The sequence below is a fragment of the Paraburkholderia sp. C35 genome (genome assembly GCF_003121405.1).
Lineage (GTDB): Bacteria > Pseudomonadota > Gammaproteobacteria > Burkholderiales > Burkholderiaceae > Paraburkholderia.
Window position 1 is genome coordinate 21,255 of the sequence record NZ_QBUY01000114.1, and the last position, 6,721, is coordinate 27,975.

Here is a 6,721-nt window from a genome sequence, read left to right on the forward strand (position 1 = left end):
ATGCTAGGGCAGGGCATGACGGAGTTTCTTGTCGTCGCGCCGTTGTTGTTGTTCTTCGGCTTCGTCACGGTGCAGATGGTGCTGCTGTATCAGGCGAAATCGACGCTCGATGTCGCCGTGCTGGAGGCCGCACGCGAAGGGGCCGTCAATCACGGTTCGATGAACGCGATGCAGGCCGGGCTGGCGCGTGGACTCGCGCCACTCTATGCGCGAAGTGCCGATGCAACGGGCGCGCAGGCGGCGCTGCTTGCCGCGCAACGTGCGACGGCGGATGGCGCGTCGATCGACATTCTCAGCCCGACGGCGGCGATGATGCGCGACTTCGCGCGGCCGCATTTGTACGCAGCCGAAGGCACGACGCACGATGAGATTCCTAACGACACGTTGATGTATCGCGACACGACGCATGGCGCAGAATCGGGCGTGAACGTGCAGGACGCGAATCTGCTGAAGCTGCGCGTGCGCTATTGCTTTGATCTGGTCGTGCCTGTCGCGAACAAGGTGTTGTACTACGCGACGAACGTGATCGGCGATATTGCGGCGGACGGCGTGTTTTCGCGCGAGCCCGCAGATGCGGACGTCGATGCGTATGGCTCGCCGCGGCAGCCGGACACGTTGTGCAAGACCACGCTTGCAGATGGATGGCGAAGCGGGCATTGGCCGGTCGCGCTGGAATCGGAGGTTGTCGTACGGATGCAGTCCGCTTTCCGTCTGGATCCTGATGGTAATCCTGATCTGGAGACGCGGCGTTGATGCGTTGTGTGGCGTGGTTTGTCGTGGGCTTCAGCGCTTGCGTGCTGGGCTGCGTCAGTGGCACGACAAACGCAGCAGGACGGGTCGAGATGCTGGTGGGCGGACTGAAATCCGTGAATGTCGATGCGGACGCGGATCAGCCTCTGATCATCGAGCTGGGTGCGGGTCTGGCCGCACGCGGCACGCAGGCCAAAGTGCTTGCGTGGGCACCCGTTGTCGATGACATCGCGACGCGTGTAGGTGTCGATCGCGCGCTGCTGATGGCTGTTATCGACGTCGAGTCGCGTGGCAATCCGTTAGCGGTATCGCCCAAAGGCGCGAAAGGTTTGATGCAGCTGATGCCGGAGACGGGGCGCGCGCAAGGCGCGGATGATCTGTTTGATCCTTACCAGAACATTGTCGCGGGCACGAAACTGCTGGATACCTTGCTGTCCATGTTCGGCGATGTATCGATCGCACTGGCGGCTTATAACGCCGGTGAAGCGGCTGTGAGGAAGTATGGTGGCGCTGTGCCGCCGTATGCCGAGACGCAGCAATACGTAAAGCGTGTGCTGGAGCGCGTGTCGGCTTACACGCGGTAGGGACCAAAAAAAAGCCCGGCATGAACCGGGCCTCTAAAAGTCACTGCGTCCTCAAAGAGAACGCAGCACCTGCAAAAACAGCCTTTACGCTGCGAGCAGCGAACGCAGCACGAACGGCAAGATACCGCCGTGCTTGTAGTAATCGACTTCGATCGGCGTATCGATGCGCAACAGCACCTGAACGCGCTGCTCGGAACCATCCTTGCGATGGATCACCAGCGTGACTTCCTGTTGCGGCTTGAAATCGTCGCCGAGACCTTCGATGTCGTACGTCTCTTCGCCCGTGATATTCAGCGACTGCACGCTATCTGAACCCTTGAACTGCAGCGGCAGCACACCCATGCCCACCAGGTTCGAACGGTGAATCCGCTCGAAGCTGCGTGCCACCACGGCCTTCACGCCGAGCAATTGCGTACCCTTCGCAGCCCAGTCACGCGACGAACCCGTGCCGTACTCCTCGCCAGCGAAGATCACCGTCTGCGTGTCCGCGCCGATGTACTTCATCGCGGCGTCGTAGATCGGCATCTGTTCGCCGCTCGGCTGGTGAATCGTCAGGCCGCCTTCCACACGCGTGCCGTCTGCCTTCGCCGGGATCATCAGGTTCTTGATGCGGACGTTGGCGAACGTGCCGCGCATCATCACGTCGTGGTTGCCGCGGCGCGAGCCGTAGCTGTTGAAGTCGGCCTTCTGCACGCCGTTTTCCTTCAGCCACTTGCCTGCGGGCGAGTCTTCCTTGATCGAGCCAGCCGGCGAGATGTGGTCGGTCGTCACCGAATCACCGAAGATGCCCAGTGCGCGCGCGCCCTTCACAGCAGCGATGCTCGCAGCCGGTTCCATCGAGAAGTCGCTGCCGAAGAACGGCGGCTCGGCGATGTACGTCGACTTCGGCCAGTCGTAGACCTGACCTTCTTCGCCTTCGATCTTGCTCCACAGATCGCCCTTCTTGGTGAGCTGCGCGTAGTTCGTGCGGAAAGCGTCTGCGTCCAGCGCGAACTTGAGCAGCGCGTTGACTTCTTCGCTCGTTGGCCAGATGTCGCCGAGGTAGATGTCGCGGCCTCCCTTGCCCTTGCCGACGGGTTCCGTCATCAGGTCGCGCGTGATGTTGCCCGCAATCGCGTAAGCGACCACCAGCGGCGGCGAGGCCAGGAAGTTCGCGCGAATGTTCGGGTGAATGCGCGCTTCGAAGTTACGGTTGCCCGACAGCACAGCTGCCGCGACGATGTCGTTCTTCGTGATCGCTTCGTTCAGTTCCGGCGTCAGGTCGCCCGCATTGCCGATACAGGTCGTGCAGCCGTACGCAGCCAGCGCGAAGCCGAGTTTGTCGAGATAGGGCAGCAGGCCCGTCTTCGTCAGGTACTCGGTGACGATGCGCGATCCCGGTGCCAGCGACGTCTTGATGTGCGGCGCGACTTCCAGACCCGCTTCGACCGCCTTCTTCGCCAGCAGACCAGCCGCCAGCAGCACGCTCGGGTTCGACGTGTTCGTGCACGACGTGATGGCGGCGATCAGGATGTCGCCGTTCTTCACGTCGACGCCGTTGCTCGTCGTGTATTGCGTGTCGAGATCGACGGCCTTCTTCGCGAAGCCGTTTTCGTTGACGGGCTTCGAGAACAGATCCGTGAAGGTCGACTTGACGTGCGTGATCTCGATGCGGTCTTGCGGACGCTTCGGGCCTGCCAGCGACGGTGCCACCGTGCTCAGATCGAGCGTGACGACCTTGGTGTAGTCGATTGCGCCTGCATCGGGAATGCCGAACAGATCCTGCGCCTTGAAGTAGTTCTCGAAGGCGGAGATTTCGGCGTCCGTGCGGCCCGTGCCCTTGAAGTAGTCGATGGTCTTTTCGTCGACCGGGAAGAAGCCCATGGTCGCGCCGTATTCCGGCGCCATGTTGCCGATCGTCGCGCGGTCCGGCAGCGACAGCGAGCGCGTGCCTTCGCCGAAGAACTCGACGAACTTGCCGACCACTTTCTCTTTACGCAGCAGTTCGGTGATGGTCAGCACCAGGTCGGTCGCCGTCACGCCTTCGCGCAGCTTGCCCTTCAGGTGCACGCCGACCACGTCCGGCGTCAGGAAGTACACCGGCTGGCCGAGCATGCCGGCTTCAGCTTCGATGCCGCCCACGCCCCAGCCGACCACGCCGATGCCGTTGATCATCGTCGTGTGGCTGTCCGTGCCGACCAGCGTGTCCGGGTAGTAGACGGTGTCGTCGCCTTCGGACTTCTTGTGCACGCCGCGTGCGAGGTATTCCAGGTTCACCTGGTGAACGATGCCGACGCCCGGCGGCACGACCTTGAACGTGTCGAACGCCTGCATGCCCCACTTCATGAACTGGTAGCGCTCGTTATTGCGCTTGAATTCCAGCTTCATGTTCAGGTCGAGCGCGTCCTTCTCGCGGAAGTGGGCGATCTGCACCGAGTGATCGACGACGAGATCGACGGGCACCAGCGGCTCGATCGACTTCGGGTTCTTGCCCGAGCGCTGCGCGACGCCGCGCATGGCCGCGATGTCGGCGAGCAGCGGCACGCCCGTGAAGTCCTGCAGCACGACGCGGGCAACCACGAACGGGATTTCGTCGACGCGCGAAGCCGTCGGCTTCCAGTTGGCGAGTTGCTCGATATGCTCTTCCGAAATCTTCTTGCCGTCGTAGTTACGCAGCACCGATTCCAGCACGAGGCGGATCGACACGGGCAGCCGGTCGATCTTGACGTTCAGCGCCTTACCAAGCTGCGGCAGCGAATAGAACTTGCCTTTGCCGGAACCGCTGTCGAATTCCTTGAGTGTTTTGTGGAGATTGTGGGCCATGGTAATTTTCCTGGGGTTTTCGAGGAAATGACGTTGCTACGTTTCTGAACTCACATGACGTACAGATCGACGTATTCATTGACCGGCATGGCTTCCAGCCTCGCCTGGTCCAGCGACACGTCGAGGATCGCCTGTTGCTGCTTCGCCGCAAAGCGCCGCGCGAGATTCGTCCTGAACTTCTCCACCAGCAGGGGAATGCCTTCGGCGCGGCGGCGCTTGTGACCGATCGGATAGTCGACCACCACCTCGTCGAACTTCGATCCGTCGGAGAACTCGATTGTCAGCGCATTCGCAATCGAGCGCTTGTCAGGGTCGTGATAATCCTGCGTGAATTGCGGGTCTTCGACGCACTGCATCTTTTCGCGCAGCGCGTCGATACGCGGGTCGCGCGCGATGTCGTCTTCGTAATCGGCGGCTGTCAGGCGTCCGAAAATCAGCGGCACGGCGATCATGTACTGAATGCAATGATCGCGGTCGGCCGGGTTATTCAGCGGGCCTTGCTTGTCGATGATGCGGATCGCCGCTTCGTGCGTGCGGATCGTGATCTTCGCGATGTTGTCGACGCGCCGGCCGCTCGCGCGCAGCTGTTCGTGCAGCGACATCGCCGCTTCGGCAGCCGTCTGCGCGTGGAATTCGGCAGGAAACGAAATCTTGAACAGCACGTTTTCCATCACGTACGAGCCGTACGGACGTTGAAAGCGGAACGGCTGCCCTTTGAACAGCACGTCATAGAAGCCCCAGGTTTTCGCGGTGAGCACGGACGGATAGCCCATCTCGCCCGTCTTCGCGATCAGCGCGAGGCGAACCGCGCGCGAGGTGGCGTCGCCTGCTGCCCAGGACTTGCGGGAGCCCGTGTTCGGCGCATGGCGATAGGTGCGCAGCGCCTGTCCATCGACAAGCGCCTGCGACACAGCATTGATCAGCTCATCGCGCGTCAGCCCGAGCATCTGGCCGACCACGGCCGTGGAAGCGAGCTTCACGAGCAGCACATGGTCCAGACCGACCTTGTTGAACGAGTTTTCGAGCGCGATGCAGCCTTGAATTTCGTGCGCCTTGATCATGCCGATCAAAACGTCTTTCATCGTGAGCGGCTGCTTGCCGTTCGCGATGGCGGTACGCGAGAGCCAGTCGGCTGTCGCGAGAATGCCGCCGAGGTTATCGGACGGATGGCCCCATTCGGCCGCGAGCCAGGTGTCGTTGAAGTCCAGCCAGCGGATCATTGCGCCGATATTGAACGCGGCTTGCACCGGGTCCAGCTGGAACGGCGTGCCGGGCACCTTCGCGCCGTTCGGGACAACCGTGCCAGGCACGATCGGTCCCATCAGTTTGGTGCAGGCAGGGTAGGACAGGGCCTCGAGACCGCAGCCGAGCGTGTCGATCAGGCAGTTGCGCGCCGTCTCCAGCGCGAGATCGCTCTCGAGCTTGTAATCCAGCACATAGTCGACGATATCGACCAGTACTGTGTCCGGATTGGGCCGGACGTTGGAGATCGGTGCGGACATCGAGGTTTCCCTGTCAGGCCCGTGTTACTGAGCCTTGTTGATGGCGTTCGACTGCGTCGGCGCCGGTGCGCCTTCGCCCATTGCAGCCGTCTTGCACTCGTCGGCCAGACGCGAGCTGTCCTTGTCCGAGAACAGCATGGCCTTGCTCGGGATCACGACGAGATCCATGCCGCTGGCTGCGTCGTGGAAACGGTCTGCGCCCGTCGTCGTGGCTTCACGCGGCAGGTTGTAGTTCTTGTTGCCCCAGTGAACCGTGACGATCTGGTCGCGCTTCATGTCGCCCTTCAGATCGAACGACAGACCTTCATTGCACGACCACTTTTCCGAACCTTCCGGCACCGGATCGACCTTGGCTTCCTTGGCCGGATTCGGCTTGCGCTTGATCAGGCGCTTGGGCTGCGGTGCCTTCGGCTTGGCGTGGGTCGTCGTAGTGGACGACGTTTGTGCGAACGCGCTGGGCGCCGTCACCAGCAGTGTCGAGGACAGAGCGCCAATAACGGTAGCGATCAGCAGTTTTTTCATGGATGAGAACCTTTCTATCTAATTTCAGAGTGTAAACAGTGCACGGTTACAACTTTGCAACCGACGGGGTACTGCACGCGCCCCGAGAGCGCACAGCGGACGCTATTTTCTCCTATTTAGCGCCACGAACTTCAAATTCTCCGGACCCGTGTAATTCGCGCTCGGGCGAATGATCTTGTTGTCGATGCGTTGCTCGATGATGTGTGAGGCCCAACCCGAGGTGCGCGAGATCACGAACAGCGGCGTGAACATCGCCGTCGGCACGCCCATCATGTGATACGACACGGCGCTGAACCAGTCGAGATTCGGGAACATCTTCTTCGCGTCCCACATCACGCTTTCTAGCCGCTCGGCGATGTCGAACATCTGCGTATTCGACGCTTCTTTCGACAGCTTCTTCGCGACGTCCTTGATGACCTTGTTGCGCGGATCGGAGATCGTATAGACAGGGTGGCCGAAGCCGATCACGACTTCCTTGTTTTCAACGCGGCGGCGGATATCGGCTTCTGCTTCGTCCGGCGTCTGGTAGCGCGACTGGATCTCGAAGGCGACTTCGTTGGC

Annotated in this window: 6 protein-coding genes; 2 read left to right on the top strand and 4 right to left on the bottom strand. The window is 61.3% G+C overall.

The genetic code is table 11. The annotated features are described in order from the left end of the window. Together DK391_RS37530 and DK391_RS37535 are read left to right on the top strand one after the other, a co-directional pair. Positions 1–753 (top strand): TadE family protein, encoded by a 753-nt coding sequence (locus DK391_RS37530; protein WP_239483063.1) that lies wholly within the window; start codon positions 1–3, stop codon positions 751–753. Then, the gene (locus DK391_RS37535) at positions 753–1,334 is read left to right on the top strand and encodes a lytic transglycosylase domain-containing protein (RefSeq protein WP_239483064.1); all 582 of its coding nucleotides are present in this window, start codon (positions 753–755) and stop codon (positions 1,332–1,334) included. Before DK391_RS37530 ends, DK391_RS37535 begins: the two co-directional genes overlap by 1 nt. An 84-nt stretch (positions 1,335–1,418) precedes the next feature. Here the strand turns inward: DK391_RS37535 and acnA are convergent, their stop codons facing one another. The 4 genes from acnA to DK391_RS37555 all read right to left on the bottom strand — a co-directional run. Beyond that, positions 1,419–4,136 carry an aconitate hydratase AcnA gene (acnA, locus tag DK391_RS37540; RefSeq protein WP_109483066.1) on the bottom strand — a complete coding sequence of 906 codons (2,718 nt, stop codon included), beginning with the start codon at positions 4,134–4,136 and terminating at the stop codon, positions 1,419–1,421. Between the two features lie 50 nt (positions 4,137–4,186). Next, a complete protein-coding gene (locus tag DK391_RS37545) occupies positions 4,187–5,638 on the bottom strand; it encodes a bifunctional 2-methylcitrate dehydratase/aconitate hydratase (protein ID WP_109483067.1) in 1,452 nt (483 codons plus the stop codon). A gap of 24 nt (positions 5,639–5,662) precedes the next feature. After that, positions 5,663–6,160, bottom strand: coding sequence for a hypothetical protein (locus DK391_RS37550; RefSeq protein ID WP_109483068.1), 498 nt, complete (start codon positions 6,158–6,160; stop codon positions 5,663–5,665). 102 nt (positions 6,161–6,262) lie between these two features. After that, positions 6,263–6,721: citrate/2-methylcitrate synthase (locus tag DK391_RS37555; RefSeq protein WP_275426845.1), on the bottom strand; the 459-nt coding region annotated here is incomplete at its 5' end.